We start from the raw sequence: 18775 nt of genomic DNA, 5'->3' as shown, positions 1-18775 counted from the left end.
GCGCCCAGCGCGCCAAGTTGAGAGCCGACCACCATCCAGGCAGATCACACCTCTGCGCCGAGGGCCTTCCCGGAACGACCGGCGGACGGGCGCTCAGGGCGCGCGGCCGGAGCAGGCCGGCCTCCCGCCCGTCGACCGCGCCCGCCCCGGCTCCAAGCACCACCTGGCCGGGCCGATCGGGGCCGGGGGCGGCCAAGGGCATCCCCCGACCACATCGCCGGCCCGCCACGCGCACTCGCCGGCCCGCCACGCGCACTCGCCGGACCGGTCGTGCAGAGCGGCCCGCCCGGACCCAGGGGTGGCACGAGACCCACCCGTGACCTGCGGGAAGATCCACGACGGGGGTTACCGCGGGTTCCGTCGCCGCGCACACAGGATCGTCACCGAACCGACATACCGAGCGGTCGGAAACCTCTTACGCAAGGGCTATACCCATGAGTAACGTACGCGGACCACCGGCGCCACCCGCCCGTCCCCCGGGGCGGCAAGGAGCAAGATCGATGTCGTACCACCAGTCTTTCCCCGGCCCACCGCCCCTACCGCAGCACCGGAATGCCGGGCGGCACCGCCAAGAGGCGGCGTCGCAGTCCTGGGAGGGTGGGTCGCCGTCCTGGGACACCGACCCACAGGCGGCCCGGGACTCGTCCTCGCGAGCGTGGGACTCCTCGCCGCAGGGCAGGGAATCCACGCAGCAGCCCTGGGGCGCGTCCCCGCAGCCGCGACCGCCCGTCGCCACCGACGATCGAGCTGATGTGCGCCGGCTCGGAGCGGCCTACCGCAGGCTCCGCCGCGTCGCCACCTTCACCGCGCTCGGCTACTTCGTCATCTTCCTCTTCCTGTCCGGCTACGCCCCCTCGCTGATGACCGGCACCATCACCGGTGGTCTCACCACCGGTCTGGTCCTGGGGCTCCTCCAGCTGCCCGTCGCGCTGGCTGCGATCGCGCTGTACGAGCGGATCGCGCGCAAGCGCGTCGACCCGCTCGCCGCGGCGATCCGCGAACGCGCCGAGCACGCGGCCGCGGCGGCCGAGCCCCGTCCGGAACGCCAGAGCCGCCCCGGACGTCCCGAGTGGCAGCAGCCCACCGGAGGTGCGCGCGCATGACCAGCTTCAGCTCCGAGGCCCAGACCATGTCGCTGATGGCGTTCATCGCGGTCATCACCGTCACGCTGCTGCTGTGCGTGATGACCGGACCCGACCGTGACGACCTCGGCGAGTTCTACACCGGCTACCGCTCGCTGTCTCCCGTCCAGAGCGGCCTCGCGATCGCCGGCGACTACATCTCCGCCGGCACCGTTCTCGGCACCATCGGCATCATCGCCCTCGTCGGCTACGACGGCGTCACGCTCGCCCTGAGCACCGTGCTGTCGCTGGTCCTGATGATGTTCCTGCTCGCCGAACCGCTGCGCAACGCCGGGCGGTTCACGATCGGCGACGTCCTCACCCGGCGTCTCCCCGGCCCCGCCGTGCGGATCACCACGGCCGCGGTCACCCTGACCGCACTACTGCCGCTGGTGGTCTTCCAGCTCGCGGGCGCCGGCGATCTCCTCTCCGTCGTCCTCGGCTTCGACTCCGACGGCTTCAAGACCGGGGCGATCGTGTTCCTGGGCCTGTTGATGATCGCGTACGCGGCGATCGGCGGCATGAAGGGCACCGCCTTCATCCAGATCGTCAAGACCGTCGTCCTGCTCGGCGCGTCCCTCGCGATCGCCGCGCTCATCCTCCACCGCTTCGACTTCAGCCCGTCCTCCCTGCTGGACGCCGCCAAGCTCGGCAGCGGGGCGGGAGACGCCTACCTCGCCTCCGGCCTGCAGTTCGGCGGCAACGAACTCGACATGATCAGTACCCAGTTGACGGTCGTGCTCGGCGCCGCGGTGCTGCCGCAGATCACCATGCGCATGTTCACCGCGCGCAGCGCGGCTGCCGTGCGGCGCTCGATGTCCTGGGCCGTGTCGACCGTCGTCGTGACCTGTCTGCTGATCGCCGTCATCGGCTTCGGCGCGGCGGCGATCGTCGGCCACCAGGGGATCGTCGCCGGCGACCCGCAGGGCAAGACGGCGTTCCTCATGGTCAGCCAGGCCGTCATGGGCACGGACCAGACGACCGTCGAGACGCTGCTGTTCACGGCCGTCGCGACAGCCATCTTCCTCACCCTGCTGGCCTCGGTCGCCGGGATCACCCTGGCGTGCGCCAACACCCTGGCCCACGACCTCATCACGCACGGGCTGCGCCGCAAGGCACAACTGAAGCCTTCCGCAGAGATGGCCATGGCACGGACCGCCGCGGCGGGCGTCGGGCTCGTGGCGATCGCGATCGCCGCCGGTGCACGGCATCTGAACCTTCAGGCACTGCTCACCCTGTCGTTCTGCATCGGCGCGTCCGCGGTCGCACCGGCCCTCATCTACAGCCTCTTCTGGCGCCGCTACTCCCGTACGGGACTGCTCTGCACGCTCATCGTGGGCAGCGCCTCCGCTTGCATCCTCATGACCGGCAGCAACCTGGTGTCCGGATCGCCCCAGGCGATCTTCCCGGACGAGGACTTCAACTGGTTCCCGTTCACCACCTCGGGCATCCTGTCGGCCCCGCTCGGCTTCCTCGCGGGCTGGCTCGGCACGGTGCTCTTCGAACGCGACCCGGCGGACCAGCGCATGCGGTACGAAGCGGTGGAGGAGACGATCCTGGCCGGCACACCCGCCGCGAGCAGCACCTCCACGTCCTGAAGCGCACGCCTGGACGAAAGGGCGCCCGGCCTGATGTTCCAGGCCGGGCGCCCTGCTGGTCGCGCGAGCTGCGCCGGGCGATGTGTCAGCGCCCGGGAGAGCGCGCGAGCCGAACACGCATGGTGCCGCGATAGTGCCGGGGCCGCCGGCCAGTGCCCCCTCAAGGGCCGGGGCTGTCGTCGCGCGCCGTGTGGTCCGGGTGTCCGGCGGTGCGGCGAGCCTCCTTCATCTCCGCCTCGTACAGATGGTCCCTGCCGTCGACCAGGTCGGCGAGCGCCTGACGCTCCACCTCTCTGAACGGCTCGTAGTAGGTGCGGTTGTACTCCTCGACGATCTGAAAGGTCCAGTGCCCGGGGATGACGTTCCGGCCCAGGATCTCCCGCTCCACGCGGTCGGCCCACCGGTCGTGGCCCGACTCGCGCAGCAACGTCACCGCCCGGTCCAGCTCCAGGTCGGAGCGTCCGGTCAGCTGGTGGAAGGCGTAGAGGTGGCCGCGGGCCCGCTCGGTCGTCTCCAGGGCCTTCGACAGGGATCCGAGCGCCTCCACCGTGGCGTCGGTGACACCGTCGGGGCGCTGATGGTCGCGATCGGGCCCGTCGCCGTTCTCGTACACGCAGAACCGTCCTTGAGGCTGGGATTGCCGTGGCTCGAAGCACGCCGTCGTGCCGCACGCCGTCGTGCCGCACTCGGTCGTGACGCCGACACGTTCTTCGGACTCATCGCAGACCACCGGCGCCGCGACGGCGACCCACGAGGGGCCACTCGGAGCAGCTCCCGCCGGCCGACGGCCCTGGGGCAGCGGGTGCGGGATCCGCCTGGTGGCACGAGTCCCAGGGCGTGCGCGGCCCACGACCTCCGCGGGACGGGCTTGGGCAGGCCGCCTGGTCAGGTACGTCGCGATCCCGTGCGCCCACGCCGTGCGGCGGGAGACTCCGGGGCCAAGAAGCGTGATGTGCGGCACACCGAGGACGGGATTCACGAGCCCGCCCTGCCCACCTGCCCCGCTCGACGCGCCGCTCCTCCCGTTGTGCGGACGCGCGGTTCAGGTGATGTGACCGTGGCGTGAAGGTTCGAGGCCGTTCACGGCGCGTGTCAGGCAGGCAGCCGATCCAGGAACCGGCGGAAGTCACAGCTCAGCGGCAGGGTGCGTGCGGGAGACCCGGCCTCGGGGGCCGTGTTGCGGTTCGGACGGCAGGTGAGGGATCGTTGCCGATCAGCAAGAGTTTCCACATCGTGGTGTGAGAGGTAGGTGAGGGCCCGTCCGCAAGGCCCAGGGTTCCATGACCAGTTTCGCCCAGCGTCCCCGAGCGGGAGCCGCCAGCAGTGTGGTGGGCGCCCTCGCGGCTCCTTACCCGGTCATGGTGATCGACAAGGCCGGGCGCGTCGTGGACTTCAATGACGCGGCTGTCGCCCTCCTCCCGAAGGCCCGCGCCAAGCGCTCCGTGCCACCCCCCGGCTGGCTCGCCGCCGCGCACGGCGTCCCCGGCGTCACCGACGTGAGCGGCTCGGTCGGAGACCGCTTCTTCTCGGCCCACCCCACCGCCCTGCCCAGTGGTGACACGGCGTGGTGGCTGGTGGAGCAGACCGCCTACCGTTCGGTCCTCAAGGAGCTGGAAGCCGAGCGCGAGCGCACCCGCTTCCTCACCGAGGCCTCCAGCAGGCTCCTGGCGTCGCTGAACCTGAAGCGGTGCATGGAGGTCACCGCCCGCCTGGCCGCGGAGCATCTCGCCGACGCCGCCTTCGTCATCGCCCCGAGCACCGCACGGAAGCTGCCGGTGGTCGTCTGCGACCACGAGGGGCGCGTGTCCCACCAGACCCTCCCCAATGCCGCGCATGCCCTGCCGGGTCTGTCGGAGGCGTTGCGAGGCTTTCCACCCGCACCGTCACGCTGGATCGACCCCGCCTCGGCGCCCGCCTGGCTGATCCCGCCGGGGTTCGGCGAGGTCGGCTCGGTGGCGATCACCCCGCTGCCCGGCCATGGAGTCCCGGCGGGGGCGCTGGTGTTGCTGCGCAGGAAGCAGCAGAGCGCCTTCACCGAGTCGGAGGAGGAACTCGCCGGCCTCTACGCCGCCCGCGCCGGAGCGGCCATGTCGGCGGCCCGGCTGTACGCCGAGCAGAACACGATCACCGACACCCTCATGCGCGAACTCCTCCCGCCCACCTTGCGCCAGTTGGAGGGCGTGGAGTTCGCCGGAGGGTACCGGGCCAGCGGTGACAGCGAACGGATCGGCGGCGACTTCTACGACCTGCACCCTCCCAGCGAGGACTGCCCCGAGACCCTCGCCGTCCTCGGCGACGTGGCGGGCAAGGGGCTCGAAGCCGCGGTGCTCACCGGAAAGATCCGCAACACCCTGCAGGCGCTCCTCCCGCTGGGCGCCGATCACGCGCGCATGCTGCGGCTGATGAACAACGCCCTGCTCAACAGTCACCACACCCGCTTCGTGACGCTGGTACTGGCCTCGGCCCGCCGGCAACAGCAGGAGGTCGTGCTCCGGCTGACCTCCGCCGGACACTGCCCGCCCCTTGTCGTGCGGGGGGACGGAACCGTCCAGGTGCCCGACACCGGTGGCACCCTGATCGGCGTCCTGCCGGAGATCATCTCGCGCACCGCCGAGGTACGGCTCGCACCGGGCGAGACGTGCCTGCTGTACACCGACGGCGTCACCGAGGCGAGGGGCGGCCCGCTGGGCGACGCCCAGTTCGGCGAGGAACGGCTCCGGCGCGCTCTGGCCGGGTGCGCGGGCCTGCCTGCCGAAGCCGTCGTCGAGCACGTGCAGATGCTCGTCTCCGAGTGGATCGGCGACGGCGTCCACGACGACATCGCCGTCGTGGCCATCACCGCGCCCCGCGGCGCGCACCTCAGCGCCGTGGACGGGACGACCAGTGGCAGGTTCACCCCATGACGATCATTCCCACCCAGGGCCGCGACGACGCGCGCGGCCGTCACCGCATCGGCGCCCGCCTCGCGTCTTCGCACGGCGACGAGCGGTCCGAGCAGTGGGCCGACAAGCTGTGGTCGGCGGTCCGAACGGCCGACGAGCACGCGGCCGTCGCCGTCGTCACCGGCGCGGTCGCGGCCGGGCTGGAACCGGAGAGGGTCCTTCTGGAGGTCATCGGCGCCGTCCAGCACAAGGTCGGCATCGAGTGGGCCGCCGACCGTATGAGCGTTGCCGAAGAGCATGCCGCGACCGCCATCAACGACCGCGTCATCGCCGTCCTGACGACCCACAGCAGCGGGCCTTCCCGCGGCCGGCTGACGGTCGCCTGCGTGGACAAGGAATGGCACGCCCTGCCGGCCCGCCTCCTCGCCGAGACGCTGCGGCTGCGCGGCTGGCAGGTGGACTACCTCGGTGCCCAGGTCCCCACCGCGCATCTCATCAGTCATGTCCACCGCACCGGCCCTGCGGCGGTGTGCCTGTCGGCCGCGCTGTCCGTGCGGCTGCCCCTCGCGCACGCGGCGATCTCGGCCTGCCAGGCCGCCGGCGTACCCGTGATGGTCGGAGGCCTCGCCTTCGGCGTGGACGGGCGGTACGCCCGCCTGCTGGGCGCGGACGCCTGGGAGCCCGAGGCGCGCGCCGCCGCCGATCGGCTCGCCTCCGCTCCGTTGCCACCGCCACGGCCGCCCCACCAGGCCATCGACGACCTTCCGCACCTGGGCGACCAGGAGTACACCATGGTGACCCAGTCCGCCCGGAGCCTGGTGAGCGGGACGCTGGAGGGCCTCGAGCAGCGCTTCCCGGCGATGCGCGACTACGACGACGCCCAGCGCGAGCGCACCGCCGAGGACATCGCGCACATCGTCGATTTCCTGGCGGCCGCTCTCTATGTGGACGACGCCGACTGCTTCACCGGCTTCCTGGCCTGGACCGCGGAGATCCTCACCGCGCGCGGAGTCCCCGCCCACTCCCTGCCACCGTGCCTGGACCTGCTGGAGGAACGCCTGAAGGACTTCCCCCGGTCGCGCCGCCTCCTCGACGCCGGGCGCACCGCGCTCGCATCCTGTTCCTGACCCCTTCACGCCAGGAAGAATCCCTTGACCGCCTTCCCTGACGCAGAGCCCGTCGTCCTCCAGCCGGCCACCGCCCCGCACACCCTGTGCCTGGCCCTGGTCGGAGACCTCGGCTACGAGAACAGCGAGGAGGTCCTCGCCCTGGTGGGCGGGGAACTGTGGGCCCACGAGGACCTCCGTACCCTGCGGCTGGACTGCCGAAGGCTGGACATGGTCGACTCCACGGGGCTGTCCGCGCTGCTGCAGATCCACCGCTGGACGCAGCGGGAAGGCATGGACCTCTACCTGGACCACCCCGGCCCGATGCTGGAACGCATCCTCCGCATCACCGGCACGTACGAGCACCTGACGGCCCCCCGACCGTCCTCACCCGGCCAGGGGACAGCGCCGCAGACCTACGAGATAGAAGGCTGAACTCGCCCGAGGGAGGAGGCCCCTGGCCTACCCCGTCACGAACGCGAGGAGGTCGGGGTTGAGGACGTGCGGATGCGTGGCCAGCATCCCGTGGGGGAGACCCTCATAGGACTTCAGCTGTCCGTGCCGCAGCAGCTCGGCCGCCAGGGGAGCGGAGTCGTCGTAGGGCACGATCTGGTCGTCGGTACCGTGCGCGACCAGGACCGGTACGTCGATCTGCTTCAGGTCCTCGGTGAAGTCGGTCTCCGAGAACGCCTTGATGCAGTGGTAGTGGGCGTTGGCCGCACCCTGCATGCCCTGCCGCCACCAGTTGTCGATCAGCCCCTGCGAGACCTCCGCGCCGGGCCGGTTGAAGCCGAAGAACGGCCCTGTGGGAACGTCGATGTAGAACTGCGCGCGATTGGCCACGAGAGAGGCCCGGAACCCGTCGAAGACCTCGATGGGCAGGCCCCCCGGGTTGGCGGGCGTCTTCACCATGATCGGAGGCACCGCGCCGACGAGGACCGCCTTGGCGACGCGCCCTGGAGCGGCGCGGGCGACGTAACGTGCCACTTCGCCGCCGCCCGTCGAGTGGCCGATGTGAACGGCGTCCCGCAGGTTGAGTGCGTCGGTCAGCACGGCAACGTCGGCCGCGTACGTGTCCATCTCGTGCCCGGTCGCGCTCTGCGACGAGCGCCCGTGGCCTCGCCGGTCGTGAGCGATGACGCGGTAGCCCCGGTCGAGGAAGAACAGCATCTGGTTGTCCCAGTCGTCCCCGCTGAGGGGCCAACCGTGGTGGAACACGATCGGCTGGGCGTCCCGGGGACCCCAGTCCTTGAAGTAGATGCTGGTGCCGTCGTTGGTCGTGACCGTTCCCACGGCTGATCCTCCGCCCAGTTGCGCGATGCGGTGTCTTTCGCAGGGTTCACACAGAAGGGAAGCGACCCGAGTCGCCGAACGCCACGAACATACCCCTCCACGGAAATGAAGTCATTTCGGGCATTACCTCCCCACAGGTCGGCGGTGCTCGGCGATGCCCGTCGGGCAGGACGCGCCCACCGGCGCGCGCCGTGTCACCTTCCCGTGCCCCAAAAAGTACGGTCGCCCTGTACCCGTGCGGGCCTCACCGGCAGTAGGACGTCGTCATGGCGCGGAGAGGCTCCCAGACTCGGATCTGATTGGACCGCCCCGATGGATGCAGCCGCTCGAGCAGATCAACGGGTCGCACAGGTACGGGACGACGCGACCGGGCGCATCGCATTGGCTCAGGAGTTCTATACGACCGCCTCCGGGCCGGTCCGCCGGTATGGCCGCGCTGAGCTCAGCTTTCTTCGATGGACCGCTGCCCGCGGTGTGCTGGCGTCGGAATCCGCAGACCGCCCAGGCAGCCCCTGGTGGCGATCCGTCAACGAGGGACTCCTGAGAGACAAGGTGGAGGCGGGCATTCTGTCGACCACGCGTGGCACCAGCGCAAGTACTCGGAGCGTCGAGTACTGGATGGAATTCGTCCGGGCACCGTCGCCGGCTCACTGGTACCGCGCCCACAATGCCAGCATCGTCTCGGGGTACCTGAGGCACGAGGACCTCGCTGATGCCGAACTCCAGGTGGAGCGCTTCATGATGAACGTGGCGCTGCTCCGTGTGCTCTTCACGCACGCGATGCTGGTGAAGCCGCAACTGGCTCTTGGGCGCCTGGCCAGGCTGGGGCCACGGCTGGTCGATCCGCGCCATCGGACGGTCAAGCTCTTCCTCGACCTCGGCAGATCGTTTCCATCCGAGTATCCACTGACACTGCCGACGGAGGAGACGATCCTCGACGAGCACGCCCTGGCCCGAATGCTGGACTACGGCATGATCGCGCCACGTCTGCCGGCGCTGTACGAGTTCTCGGCACACGCGCTTGATGAGCCGCGCCTGGAGGGCCTCCTGGACGCCGGCGTCCCTGCTTACGCATGGCCGCGAGAAGACCGGTCGATCTGGTACGTCGGCAACACAGGCGCGCACCTGGGTGCGATCGCCCGGGCTTCGGGCGTAGGACTTGACTGGCAGCGATCGCCGGCGACCCGTACCGACAAACGTCGATGAGCAGGTCCGCATGTCACGAGCCCCCACCTCCGCCGACGTGCAGAAGGTGGGGGCTCTGTGCTGTCCTTCGTCTGCCCGGGGCAGTTCGGATGCGCTCAGCGCCGACCGGGTCGGGGCTGCCGGTACGGTCGGTCGAGTGGTCGCCGCCCCGGGAACCAGTGTCTTCAGATTCTTCGATCGGAGTGTGGAAGTAATGTGGGTCGAGCGCATCGCCCAGACCACGAACTGGGAGCCGCTTCGGCTGGAAATCCCCTGGAACAGCATGGAGGACGACCTCGGCACCGCCCTGCCGGCGGACTACAAGGAGCTCGCCGAGACATTCGGCATCGGGGAGTTCTCGGAGTTCATGAGGGTCCTGAGCGTCGACGCCACGCGCCAGTTCGACCTGACCCACGTCTGGCGCACACATCTCGACACCAGTCCCGAGGAAGGGGCCGATCCTGTCCTCAAGCCCTACCAGGTGTACCGGCCCGGTCGACGAGGCCTGATTCCCTGGGCCTTCGCGGAGATGGACTGCAGCTACTTCTGGCTGGCCTCGGCGGACGAGGACCCGTCGACCTGGCCGATCGTCACCCAGGGCGACCCGTACTCCTGGCACGAGGTGAGCATGTCCACCTCCGAGTTCGTCCACCGCGTCCTGACGGACCCGGAGTTCGAACCCTTCTCCATCGCGCGCCTGATGCCGGAAGCGGGCTTCCACCCGATCGGCCAGGCGTGGTGACCGCTCGGCGCTCTCTGACCGCCCCCCATCCGAAACCGCCTGTCAGGGCCGCAGGCCGGCCCGCCTGAGTGTGATCGCGCAGAGGTCGGCGATGACGTCCCGGTCCCCCTGACGCCAGGCGTCGGCGAAGCCGCCCTGAGGGGCCGGGAGTGCGACGAGATCGCCGGGTGGGCCGGTGAGGGCACGCAAGGCGAGCAGATCGGCGCCTCCAGGGGAATCGAGGAGGCGGCGAATGGTCGCGCTGCGCCGGATCCAGAGCAGACGTGGCGGGAGCCACACCAGTAGTACGAAGGCCACGGGAATGACGATCAGAGCCGTTGCGGTGAAGGTTGCCACGCGGCCGACCGTCTGCTGGAGCGATTCTCCGGCGTCGGCGAACCCGGTGCTGGCGTCGGCCGCGGACTGCAGCGGCTTCTGCAAGAGGCCCCCGACGAACGGCACGTTCGACGCCGCATCACCGGCGTTGCCGAGTTCCATGGCCAGGCTGTCGCCCGAGCTTTCGACCTTTCGCCCCGGCTCGGCCAGAAGCATGATCGTTTCGCGGACGGTGAGGGCGCCCCACACCGCAGCGACGATCAGAAGTACGGCGATCAGGTCCGCGAGCACCTGACGGTTCCGGCGTGCTGGTGTCTGAGCGTAGAGGCGCATCGGCGGGCTCCCGTTCGGGTCGTGGCGTCGAGGAGGATCGACCGCCGCCGGGCGCGGATCGGCCGGCCGACCGTACGTCGGACTCGACTCTTCCACCTCTCCACAGGAGAACGTCCGTGACACGACGCCCGACCAGCACTCGGTGAAGGAGGATCAGGGGACTGTCTGCGGTCGGCACCTCGGCCGTTGTTGGAATGGGACCTAGTCTTCGGTCGTGCCGGAAGATTCTGTGACCCGCTTCTACGACGGTTTGGCCGACGACTACCACCTGATCTACGCGGACTGGGATGCGAGCATCCGACGCCAGGGGGAAGCCCTGGATGCCCTGATCGGACCGGATCGGGCACAGGTGCTCGACTGCTCTTGCGGGATCGGCACGCAGGCCATCGGTCTGGCGCTGCGCGGGCACCAGGTGACGGGCGGCGACATCAGTCCCCGCGCTGCCGCCCGGGCCTCCCGGGAGGCAGCCGCGCGAGGCCTGGAACTTGGCACGGTCGCCGCCGACATGCGCCGTCTTCCTTTTGCCGATGCTCGATTCGATGCCGTGGTCTGCGCGGACAACTCACTGCCCCATCTGTTGACGGTAGACGACGTGTGCGCCGCCCTTGCCGAGATGCGCCGCGTGATGCGTCCCGCGGGCACCCTGCTGATCAGCACGCGCCCCTACGACGACCTGCTGCGTGACCGCCCCGCTTCGACGGCACCGCAGGTCCACGGGGCCACAGGTCGGGCCGGCCACGAAGACCGGACCGTCACCTTCCAGCTCTGGCACTGGCATGACGACGGGGAGCACTACGACCTGGAACACTTCCAGCTCCTCCCGGCCGGCGGAGAGTGGCACGTCCGTGTACGACGAACCACCTACTGGGCACTTGGCCAGGACCGGCTGTCCACCCTCGTCGCCGAGGCCGGGTTCGTCCACGCGGAGTGGCGGACGCCCGAGCAGACAGGCTTCTTCCAGCCACTTCTCGTCGCGCGGGCCGGCGAGTAGGCGCCAGAGCCATCGGAGAATCGCGCCGGGAAGGAGCGGCGGGAGCATCTCCTCGAATGGGTAGCCGGTTGCGTATACCGCGCGGCATACTGGTGGCATGGCAGACACCACCGTCAAGATCGACGACACGACACGGGACCGGTTGAAGGCCTTGGCCGACGGCGCCGGTCTGTCCATGAAGGACTACCTCGCGCAGGTCGCCGCGGAGAAGGAGCAGGAGTTGCTCCAGGAGAGCGCCACCGCCGCCTTCCGCCGCGCCATCGGCGCCCCTGGGATCATGGACCGGTTCGACGCCGAGTTCGGCGGCCTTCCGCCCACGGCCAAGCGCGAGACTCCGCGGGCGGCCTGAAGCCGTGGACCTGCTGATTGATCACCGATGGCTTCTCGAGCGGCAGGAAGAAATCCTCCGCAAGGACCTGACGGTCAACGATCTCTCCGTGCTCGTCGGTATGGCCACCCGTCACCGTGTGAACACGCCGCGCCTCGACCAGGCCGACCCCGACGCCTTCTGGCGTGCCGCGGTCTTCCTGGAGGAGTGTGTCCTGCTGCGCCCCCTCCCCGCCCGTAACGAGTTGTACGGATACGGGCTGGCCATCGCCTACCTGGAGGCCTCCGGCCACCAGGTGGACACCTCCTTCGAGCCATGGCGAGACCTGATCCACGAGATCCGGCGGCTGCGCCTCGACTCCTACGACATCGCAGATCACCTCAGGTCCTGGAGCACGTCGTAGACATCGCCAGGTGAAGAGGCTGCTGTCCGGCCTGAGGGACGGTTGAGGTGCCCGTCCCGCTGACAGGTCAGCGGGGGAGGGGCCAGCGGTCAGGACGGGGCAGGTAGGGGGCGATCCGACGGTAGCGCTTCCACAGGGCGTACAGCTGCTGGGTGGGCCGTTGCTGTTCGCCGTGGACGGCGTTGAGGACGAGCAGGCCGCCTGTCAGCGCCGGCACCACCCACTGCATGACCTCGAGGTGCTGCTCGGCCTTCTTCGTCTCCGCAGGATGCTGCCGCGCCTTCTCGGCGTCCGGTGTGGTCTCCGAGGTGACGTACTCGATCTTCTTGCCGAGCATGCGCGTGTAGGCCGTGGCCGCGAGCGCGGCGCCGGTCAGCGCGGTCTTGGCGATCGTGGACGCGGCCACTCCCTGCTGGGTGACGACCCGTGCCGCGTTCACGGCGAGCAGTCCGCCGGCGCCTACCATGTGCACCCCGATCGCGGCCGCACCGACCGGCGCCCACTTCGACCAGCCCGAACTCGCGATTCGCCCACCGAGTTCCCAGTCGCCCCCGCTCTGGGCTCTGGCCGCGCCGTTGAGGCCGACCGCGCCCATGAGGGATCCGCCGAACCAGGCGGCCAGACCGATGTCGTGCAGGCTTCTCAGGACGGTGTTGCGAGCGGGCATGGGCCCTCCTCGGACATGCGCGGAGCGGCGGCGATGTTGCGGCCGCTGCGGCTACCGTTCCTCGCGACGGCGTGCCCGGCCATCTCGGCTGCTCCGACCGGCCCACCCGTCGGCACCCGTGCGAGACCACTGTCGTCCCCACCACCGTCCTCCCCGGGGAAGCGGCGGAGGCGGCGCCGTGCTCCACCTCGGCCTCATGGCCGCGGATCGGACCGGCGCGCGTCACCCGCCCCATCCGCTGCGGTGGCCGACTCGGCGTGGTGGGCGTTGCATGAGAGGCACGCAGTCCATCGTCTTGTCGAACGGACGTTTGCAGTGGTTCGTGAGGATCATCCGGACAGCCGGTCGGTGCCCGAGGAAATGGGGGACGCCGTCCTGGACGCGCTGTTCTCCCAGTCGCCCATGGGCCTCCACGTCTACGACCGAGACCTGCGCCTGGTACGGGTGAACACATCCGCTCGGCTGATGCGGCAGTTCCCGGTCGACCGGCTGCTCGGCCGTACGCTTCCCGAGATCCTGCGGACCCTCGACGTCACCGATCCGGCAACCGTGGAACGGGCGGCTCACCGTGTACTGGAAACAGGCACTCCTGAGATCGAACTGAGCATCCGGGCCCGCGACGGGGCCGACCCGCCGGTCGAGGCCGTCGCCTCGGTGTCCGTGTTCCGCCTGCAGCGGGCCGACGGCACCGTGCTGGGGCTGGCAGCCGCGGTGACCGACGTGACCGCCCGGATGCGGGCGGAAGCGGAGGTGCGGCTTCTGAACGAGGCGGCCGCACGGATCGGCACCACGCTCGACGTCTTCCGTACGGCTGCCGAGTTCTGCGAGGTCGCCTCCCCGGCCCTGGCCGACACCGTGACCGTCGATGTCTACGACGAGGTCCTCCGCGGCCGGGCTCCGACAGCTGACGCACTCGATCGGAATCAGAGCGTCCGACGCGCCGGATTCCGCTCGGTCGCCGGACCGGACCAGCAGGGCGTCCCCGTCGTCGGCGAGGTCGACGTGTACCCGCTCGGAACGCCCCACCGCACGGTCCTGGACACCCTGGCTCCCAAGCTGATCCGACAACTTCGCCCGGACGCCCCGTGGATCGATCTCGCGCGTGGACGCGACGCCCGGATCCTGAGTGCGGGAACGCACTCGATGCTTCTGGTCCCCATCCGGACACGGGGCGTGGTACTCGGTCTGGCCTGCTTCTACAGGTGGCAGGATCCGACCCCGTTCGACCGCCGGGATCTGAAGCTCGCGCAGCAGCTCACCGCCCACGCCGGCCAATGCCTGGACAACGCCCGGCTCTACAGCCGCGAGCGCTCGGCCGCCCGCATCCTGTCCGGTGGGTTCGCCCACACGAAGGCTTCCGTGGGCGCGTCTGTCGAACTCGCCCGCACCCACCTGCCGGCCGGCACAGGCGGCGGCTGGTACGACGCCATCCCCCTGTCCGGGTCCAGGGTCGCGCTTGTCGCCGGGGACACCATTTCCGGGACGTCCAGCCCAGGAGTGATGAGCGAGGTCCGGGCTGCCATCGAGGTGCTCGCCGATCTCGACCTGCCGCCGGACGAGATCCTGCAACGCCTGCACGACCTCGCCAGCCGCCCCACCACTCCCGAGGGCGTGGCTGCGTCCGATGCCGGAGCGGCTCCGCCCGCCACCTGCCTCTGCCTCGTCTACGACCCGGTCACGCGGCTGTGCGCCGCAGCGAGCGCGGGACACCCCTCGCCGTTCCTGGTGCATCCGGGCGGCGACGTCGAAGTGTTCGACGTCGCGGCAGGGTCACCACTGGGCCAAGGGCGTGGGCAGTACGCGCTCACCGAACGCGCCCTGCCCGAGGGCACCACGTTGCTGATCTACAACACCGCCCTGCTTGCCGGGTCCGCTCCCGGAACGACGCCGCTGAGCCTGGTGAGCGAGCAGTTCGCCGAGCCCCGGCCGTCGTTGCAAGCCGCGTGCGACGCGTGCGCCGACGCCCTCGCCCCGCAACAACCCCCGCGCGACGCCTATCTGTTGCTGGCCCGTACACGGACTCTGGGCGATTCCCAGACCAAAGCCTGGACCTTCGTCAATGCCCCCGAGAGCGCTGGTCAGGCCCGCAGGCGAGCCGCCGAGCAACTCGCGGAATGGGGACTTGCCCAGGACGTCATCGACGACACGGCGCTCGTCGTCAGCGAACTGGTCACCAACTCCGTGCGCTACGCCAAGGGTCCGATCCAGTTGCGCCTCATCCGCGACGGCGACACCACCCTCGTGTGCGAAGTCACCGACGACAGCAGCGCCAGTCCCCATCTCCGCCGCGCCCTGGACACGGAAGAGAACGGTCGGGGCCTCTTCATCACCGCCCAGCTCACCGAGCGCTGGGGCGTGAGGCCCTTGGGGCGGGGCAAGACCCTCTGGGCCGAACGCGTCGTCGCCACACCTCCCGCCTCCGACCACGCTCCCGCCTCGGAGGCATGACCGTACGCACGCGGCGGTCCGCCGTCGAACACCGGCTTCGGTAGCCGCCTGCCCGGACCGTGGTCCCGGTCGCCGGGCCTGAGCATGGTGAACAACCTCGGTCTCCGAAAGTCCGCGCGAAAAGCCCTTGCCGAATGGTCAAGAATCGTTGACCATTACTCGTATGCCCACCGATGATCTTCCCGAGACGTTCCACGTCACCACGGACGAGCAGCTGCGCGCCGTCTCCAACCTCACGCGCCACCGGATCATGGCCGTACTCCGCTTCGAGCCCGCGACGATCACGCAGATCGCCGAACGAGTGGGCCTTGCGAAGGGGAGTTCCAGCTACCACGTGCGGCTGCTGGAGCGGGCCGGTCTGGTGAAGGTGGTACGGACGCGGAAGGTGCGGGGTGTCACCGAGCGGTACTACGCGATGGCCGCGCGGTCGATCGTGCTGCCCGATCCGGGCGAGGGAGGACCGGATCTGCTGATGCGGCATGCCGTGGCGGACCTGGAGGCGTCACCGGCGGATGGCGAGCGGCACGTACGGATGGCGCACCTGCGGCTCACCGAGGAGCAGTTCGCGGAGCTGGGCGCGCGGCTGCAGGCACTGGCGGACGAGTACCGCGAGCTGTCCGACCCGTCGCTGCCGGACGCGTCACTCGTCTTCGCACTGTTCCACCCGGCGCCCCGCGGCCAGGCCGAAGGAGACTCCAAGTGACCTCAGATGCCCAGAAGTTGCCGACCGGATTCGGACGGCTGTGGACCGCGCAGACGGTGTCCTCGCTCGGTGACGGGGTGTCGCACGCCGCGCTGCCGCTGATCGCGCTGACGCTGACGCGGGATCCGATGGCGCTCGCCGTCGTCACGGCCGCCGGGACGCTGCCGTGGCTGCTCTTCGGGGTGCTCGGCGGTGCGCTGGTGGATCGCTGGGACCGCCGGCGCACGATGTGGGTCGTGGACGCGGCACGCGCGGTGCTGCTCGTGATACCCGCGGTGGCGGCGGCGGTCGACATGCTGAGCATTCCGCTGCTCGCGGTCGTCGCCTTCCTGCTCGGCCTCGGCGGACTCTTCTTCGACACCGCCGCCACGGCTTACCTCCCCGACCTGCTCGGCCGTGACCCCGCGCTCCTGGAGCGCGCCAACTCCCGCCTTCGCGGCGCCCAGACCGCCATGTCCGGCTTCGCCGGTCCGCCCGCCGGCAGTGCGCTGCTCGCCCTCGGACGCGCGGTTCCGCTGCTGGCCGACGCGGTGTCGTTCATGCTGTCCGCACTGCTCGTACGGTCGCTTCCCGCCGTACCCCCGCCCGAGCGTGAAGCCCGTGAGTCGCTGCTCCGCCAGGCGCGCGCCGGGGCCTCGTACGTCTTCCGGGACCGCCTGCTGCTCGGGCTCGCCCTCCGCCCGGCGGTCGGGAACATCTCCTTCCTCGCCGTCGAGACCGTCCTCGCCCTCTTCGCCCACGACCACCTGGGCATCGACACCTACGGCTTCGGGCTGCTCCTCACGGCGGAGGCCACCGGCGGTCTGCTCGGTGCGGGCATCGCCTCCTACCTTGGCCGACGCCTCGGCACCGGAACCGCACTGACCTGCACAGCCGCAGTCGAAGGATGCGCCATCCTGAGCCTGGCCGCTGCCCCGAACCCTTACGTGGCCGGGCTGGCGCTCGCCGTCTGCGGGGCCGGCATGGGCGCCACGATGGTGCTCGCACCCTCACTCCGGCAGGCGATCGTCCCCGCCCACCTCATGGGCCGGGTCGCCTCCACCTCCCGGATGCTGGCCATGTGTGCCGCTCCCCTCGGGGCCTTCCTCGGCGGCTGGCTGGCGACCAGCTACGACATCCGTACCCCGCTCTACGCCGCCGGGGCCCTCCTCCTGGCGATGACGGCCGTCACCGCGTCCATGACCACCAACCGCCGGGTCGAAGCGGCGCTGCGTGCCGCCGCGCCGGACAACGACCCGGACGACCGGGCCGCCAAGGACCCCGTCCAGGAGAGTGCGCCCGTCGTGTCGTGACGCCTGCCGCGAGGACGCCGCAACACCACGGCGCGCAGAGGGCGCTGGAGTCGTACGACGCCCGGGTCGGCTCAGCACGGTGGGACTGCCATCTGTTGGCGACGAACGAGGCGGGTACGAAACCGACCCGGATGTCGCCCCTACGGCTCGTGTCGCCGTGCCCGTTGCCGTCACGGCGTGCAACGGTCTCCCTATGACCGCAGACTCCCCATCGCCGGCCCGCATCACCGTGCTGGGCGTCGTACCTGGCAACCCGCCGTTCCGCGTGGTCGAACTCGACGGGGAGCTTGCCGGCCGGGCTACGTCGATGACGGACGTGCTGGTGATCGCCGCGGAGGCGGGGCTCACCATCCATGATCTCGATGACCCGGCCGAGGTCCGGTGGGTCGGGGGTGGCAAGACCACCTGGACCGTGCACTGAGCGGCGCCACGCTTTCACCGACGATGGTGCGGTTCAGCGTCAGCTGTGGGGGCATCCGTTGGCTTCCGCGACCACCCTCAGGAGTGTTGATCCTGCTCTCGGTCCATGAGAGCCGCCGCGGTGGCACTCACGAAGCCTTCCGGGTTGTCCAGCATGATGACGTGTCCGCAGTCCGGTATCGCAACGATGGACACCCCGGCTTCGACAAGGGCTTCAGAGCCCGGGAGCGCGCCGTCGGCCGCGGGGAGCAGGTAGGTGCGGGGGATCTTCAGCTCCAGCAAGAGCTCACGCATGGTGGGGACGGTGCCGCGGGTGAGGTGGACCGCGCTGCGATGCAGTGCCTCACGGCCGGCGAGGCGCATCGTGGACCACCAGTGCGCACCGACCCGGTCGCGGACCTCTTTCCATCCGCCGGCCACGAACTCCCGCTCGGAGTACGAGGCGATGCCGCTGCTGCCTGCCGCGGCGGGCGTAGGCGGGATCGGGTCGAGGTTGGCGTCGACCAGGACCAGCCGAGAGACCAAGTGGGGGTGGCGGGCGGCCAGGACGATGGCCACTGAGCCGCCCATGCTGTGCGCGATCAGCTCGGCACCGGCTACGCCCGAGCTGGTCAGCGCAGTGGCAAGCGCATCGGCATGCGATTCCAGCGTGTAGTCGAAGCCCGTCGGGCGGTCGCTGATGCCATGACCCAGCAGGTCGACCAGCAGAGACCGGCGACCGGCCAGCAGAGGATGGACCGCGACTTCCGTGAAGTAGGCGGGCGACGTTGCGCCCAACCCGTGTACGTAGACGCGGGGAGGCTCCTGCCCGGGCAGCTCGACCCAACGGATGCGATCGCCCTCCGGCGTTACGACGACACTGCGCACAGTCTGCTCCCTTGCGGTCAAAAGCGATGGGGAGACGACCTTAACTACGGAAGCTCCGTGCACCACCACCGAGGTTTGCCC

At 70.2% G+C, this 18775-nt stretch carries 19 protein-coding genes; 14 read left to right on the top strand and 5 right to left on the bottom strand.

Going from position 1 to position 18775, the window contains the following annotated elements:
• Positions 1-752 precede the first annotated feature (752 nt).
• Together ACZ3IJ_RS09300 and ACZ3IJ_RS09295 are read left to right on the top strand one after the other, a co-directional pair.
• Positions 753-1103, top strand: coding sequence for a DUF485 domain-containing protein (locus ACZ3IJ_RS09300; protein WP_467467066.1), 351 nt, complete (start codon positions 753-755; stop codon positions 1101-1103).
• Entirely contained in the window at positions 1100-2719 is a 1620-nt protein-coding gene (locus tag ACZ3IJ_RS09295) for a sodium/solute symporter (protein ID WP_467467065.1), read from the top strand. The genes ACZ3IJ_RS09300 and ACZ3IJ_RS09295 overlap by 4 nt, the downstream gene beginning before the upstream one ends.
• Before the next feature lie 160 nt (positions 2720-2879).
• On the opposite strand, the gene ACZ3IJ_RS09290 is transcribed toward ACZ3IJ_RS09295, so the two are convergent.
• The gene (locus ACZ3IJ_RS09290) at positions 2880-3332 is read right to left on the bottom strand and encodes a hypothetical protein (protein WP_467467064.1); all 453 of its coding nucleotides are present in this window, start codon (positions 3330-3332) and stop codon (positions 2880-2882) included.
• 667 nt (positions 3333-3999) lie between these two features.
• On the opposite strand from ACZ3IJ_RS09290, the gene ACZ3IJ_RS09285 reads away from it, so the two are divergent.
• The 3 genes from ACZ3IJ_RS09285 to ACZ3IJ_RS09275 are packed head-to-tail and all read left to right on the top strand — an operon-like array spanning position 4000 to position 7142.
• Complete coding sequence (locus ACZ3IJ_RS09285) at positions 4000-5622, top strand: PP2C family protein-serine/threonine phosphatase (RefSeq protein WP_467467063.1); 1623 nt, start codon at positions 4000-4002, stop codon at positions 5620-5622.
• Positions 5619-6728: a cobalamin B12-binding domain-containing protein gene (locus tag ACZ3IJ_RS09280; protein WP_467467062.1), complete on the top strand. Its 1110-nt coding sequence runs from the start codon at positions 5619-5621 to the stop codon at positions 6726-6728. Before ACZ3IJ_RS09285 ends, ACZ3IJ_RS09280 begins: the two co-directional genes overlap by 4 nt.
• Positions 6729-6752: 24 nt before the next feature.
• The gene (locus ACZ3IJ_RS09275) at positions 6753-7142 is read left to right on the top strand and encodes an STAS domain-containing protein (RefSeq protein ID WP_467467061.1); all 390 of its coding nucleotides are present in this window, start codon (positions 6753-6755) and stop codon (positions 7140-7142) included.
• 27 nt (positions 7143-7169) lie between these two features.
• On the opposite strand, the gene ACZ3IJ_RS09270 is transcribed toward ACZ3IJ_RS09275, so the two are convergent.
• Positions 7170-8000 (bottom strand): alpha/beta fold hydrolase, encoded by an 831-nt coding sequence (locus ACZ3IJ_RS09270; RefSeq protein ID WP_467467060.1) that lies wholly within the window; start codon positions 7998-8000, stop codon positions 7170-7172.
• 312 nt (positions 8001-8312) lie between these two features.
• On the opposite strand from ACZ3IJ_RS09270, the gene ACZ3IJ_RS09265 reads away from it, so the two are divergent.
• Positions 8313-9206: a hypothetical protein gene (locus tag ACZ3IJ_RS09265; protein ID WP_467467059.1), complete on the top strand. Its 894-nt coding sequence runs from the start codon at positions 8313-8315 to the stop codon at positions 9204-9206.
• Positions 9207-9390: 184 nt separating this feature from the next.
• Positions 9391-9927 (top strand): SMI1/KNR4 family protein, encoded by a 537-nt coding sequence (locus ACZ3IJ_RS09260; protein WP_467467058.1) that lies wholly within the window; start codon positions 9391-9393, stop codon positions 9925-9927.
• A 42-nt stretch (positions 9928-9969) separates the two neighbouring features.
• Here ACZ3IJ_RS09260 and ACZ3IJ_RS09255 read toward each other — a convergent pair whose 3' ends face one another.
• On the bottom strand, positions 9970-10575 hold the full coding sequence (locus ACZ3IJ_RS09255; protein WP_467467057.1) for a hypothetical protein: 606 nt from the start codon (positions 10573-10575) through the stop codon (positions 9970-9972).
• Between the two features lie 214 nt (positions 10576-10789).
• Between ACZ3IJ_RS09255 and ACZ3IJ_RS09250 the strand changes: the two genes are divergently transcribed.
• The 3 genes from ACZ3IJ_RS09250 to ACZ3IJ_RS09240 all read left to right on the top strand — a co-directional run bounded on the left by ACZ3IJ_RS09250 (position 10790) and on the right by ACZ3IJ_RS09240 (position 12297).
• Positions 10790-11566: a class I SAM-dependent methyltransferase gene (locus ACZ3IJ_RS09250; protein ID WP_467467056.1), complete on the top strand. Its 777-nt coding sequence runs from the start codon at positions 10790-10792 to the stop codon at positions 11564-11566.
• A 97-nt stretch (positions 11567-11663) separates the two neighbouring features.
• Positions 11664-11915, top strand: coding sequence for an antitoxin MazE7 (locus tag ACZ3IJ_RS09245; RefSeq protein WP_467467055.1), 252 nt, complete (start codon positions 11664-11666; stop codon positions 11913-11915).
• A gap of 4 nt (positions 11916-11919) precedes the next feature.
• Positions 11920-12297, top strand: coding sequence for a toxin Doc (locus tag ACZ3IJ_RS09240; protein ID WP_467467054.1), 378 nt, complete (start codon positions 11920-11922; stop codon positions 12295-12297).
• Positions 12298-12364: 67 nt separating this feature from the next.
• Here ACZ3IJ_RS09240 and ACZ3IJ_RS09235 read toward each other — a convergent pair whose 3' ends face one another.
• Positions 12365-12964, bottom strand: a complete 600-nt coding sequence (locus ACZ3IJ_RS09235) for a hypothetical protein (RefSeq protein WP_467467053.1) — start codon at positions 12962-12964, stop codon at positions 12365-12367.
• 348 nt (positions 12965-13312) lie between these two features.
• Between ACZ3IJ_RS09235 and ACZ3IJ_RS09230 the strand changes: the two genes are divergently transcribed.
• The 4 genes from ACZ3IJ_RS09230 to ACZ3IJ_RS09215 all read left to right on the top strand — a co-directional run bounded on the left by ACZ3IJ_RS09230 (position 13313) and on the right by ACZ3IJ_RS09215 (position 17828).
• Positions 13313-15412, top strand: a complete 2100-nt coding sequence (locus tag ACZ3IJ_RS09230; protein ID WP_467467052.1) for a SpoIIE family protein phosphatase — start codon at positions 13313-13315, stop codon at positions 15410-15412.
• Positions 15413-15575: 163 nt separating this feature from the next.
• On the top strand, positions 15576-16115 hold the full coding sequence (locus tag ACZ3IJ_RS09225) for an ArsR/SmtB family transcription factor (protein ID WP_467467051.1): 540 nt from the start codon (positions 15576-15578) through the stop codon (positions 16113-16115).
• Complete coding sequence (locus ACZ3IJ_RS09220; RefSeq protein WP_467467050.1) at positions 16112-17407, top strand: MFS transporter; 1296 nt, start codon at positions 16112-16114, stop codon at positions 17405-17407. Before ACZ3IJ_RS09225 ends, ACZ3IJ_RS09220 begins: the two co-directional genes overlap by 4 nt.
• Positions 17408-17600: 193 nt before the next feature.
• Positions 17601-17828, top strand: a complete 228-nt coding sequence (locus tag ACZ3IJ_RS09215; RefSeq protein WP_467467049.1) for a hypothetical protein — start codon at positions 17601-17603, stop codon at positions 17826-17828.
• A gap of 77 nt (positions 17829-17905) precedes the next feature.
• Here ACZ3IJ_RS09215 and ACZ3IJ_RS09210 read toward each other — a convergent pair whose 3' ends face one another.
• Positions 17906-18694 (bottom strand): alpha/beta fold hydrolase, encoded by a 789-nt coding sequence (locus tag ACZ3IJ_RS09210; RefSeq protein ID WP_467467048.1) that lies wholly within the window; start codon positions 18692-18694, stop codon positions 17906-17908.
• Positions 18695-18775 lie beyond the last annotated feature (81 nt).

It is taken from the genome of Streptomyces sp. NPDC013317, assembly GCF_055563155.1.
This window is presented reverse-complemented; position numbering and strand designations above follow the sequence as displayed.

Excerpts from the sequence above, each read along its gene's own strand:
- ACZ3IJ_RS09285 (WP_467467063.1), top strand. The coding sequence starts at position 4,000 with ATGACCAGTTTCGCCCAGCGTCCCCGAGCGGGAGCCGCCAGCAGTGTG.
- ACZ3IJ_RS09225 (WP_467467051.1), top strand. The coding sequence starts at position 15,576 with ATGCCCACCGATGATCTTCCCGAGACGTTCCACGTCACCACGGACGAG.
- ACZ3IJ_RS09265 (WP_467467059.1), top strand. The coding sequence starts at position 8,313 with ATGGATGCAGCCGCTCGAGCAGATCAACGGGTCGCACAGGTACGGGAC.
- ACZ3IJ_RS09235 (WP_467467053.1), bottom strand. The coding sequence starts at position 12,964 with ATGCCCGCTCGCAACACCGTCCTGAGAAGCCTGCACGACATCGGTCTG.
- ACZ3IJ_RS09255 (WP_467467057.1), bottom strand. The coding sequence starts at position 10,575 with ATGCGCCTCTACGCTCAGACACCAGCACGCCGGAACCGTCAGGTGCTC.
- ACZ3IJ_RS09245 (WP_467467055.1), top strand. The coding sequence starts at position 11,664 with ATGGCAGACACCACCGTCAAGATCGACGACACGACACGGGACCGGTTG.
- ACZ3IJ_RS09280 (WP_467467062.1), top strand. The coding sequence starts at position 5,619 with ATGACGATCATTCCCACCCAGGGCCGCGACGACGCGCGCGGCCGTCAC.
- ACZ3IJ_RS09215 (WP_467467049.1), top strand. The coding sequence starts at position 17,601 with ATGACCGCAGACTCCCCATCGCCGGCCCGCATCACCGTGCTGGGCGTC.
- ACZ3IJ_RS09295 (WP_467467065.1), top strand. The coding sequence starts at position 1,100 with ATGACCAGCTTCAGCTCCGAGGCCCAGACCATGTCGCTGATGGCGTTC.